The organism is Bradyrhizobium sp. NBAIM08 (assembly GCF_020193935.1).
Lineage (GTDB): Bacteria > Pseudomonadota > Alphaproteobacteria > Rhizobiales > Xanthobacteraceae > Bradyrhizobium > Bradyrhizobium yuanmingense.
Genome location: NZ_JADYVR010001370.1, coordinates 1 through 381, shown reverse-complemented (window position 1 = coordinate 381; position 381 = coordinate 1). Strand labels below are relative to the sequence as shown.

General features: G+C 43.6%; 1 protein-coding gene. It reads right to left on the bottom strand.

All coding sequences use genetic code 11. From position 1 onward, the window contains the following. Window positions 1-381: glycosyl hydrolase family 18 protein (locus tag I6F37_RS44970; protein WP_249795524.1), on the bottom strand; the 381-nt coding region annotated here is incomplete at both ends.

Below are 381 nucleotides of genomic sequence, written 5' to 3'. Positions count from 1 at the left end.
TGATCAAACTGTCTGTAAGGAATAAAACTTTTGAATTTACCCGGCTGGTGCAAACCGTTATTATTGGCTGGCGCTCTTTCCCAGGTTCGTGCATAAAAAGCAGATCCAATTACAATTTTATTGGCGGGTACTCCCACGGACGTCAAATAACGGATCGCATTGTCGGCTGATTCAAGTTGGAAAGACGTAGAGTACAATGGGGTATGATGGCCCGTGGTGGTACTAAATCCATTGACAAGATCATAGCTCATCAGGTTTACATAATTAACCACGGCCATAACTTCTTTCCAGTCGATTGACCTCTTCAGAAAATCATTGAACCCACCGGCTGCAAAACTTATTTCATGCTGATCGCCCAATTCCTTACGCAGCGATTTAACC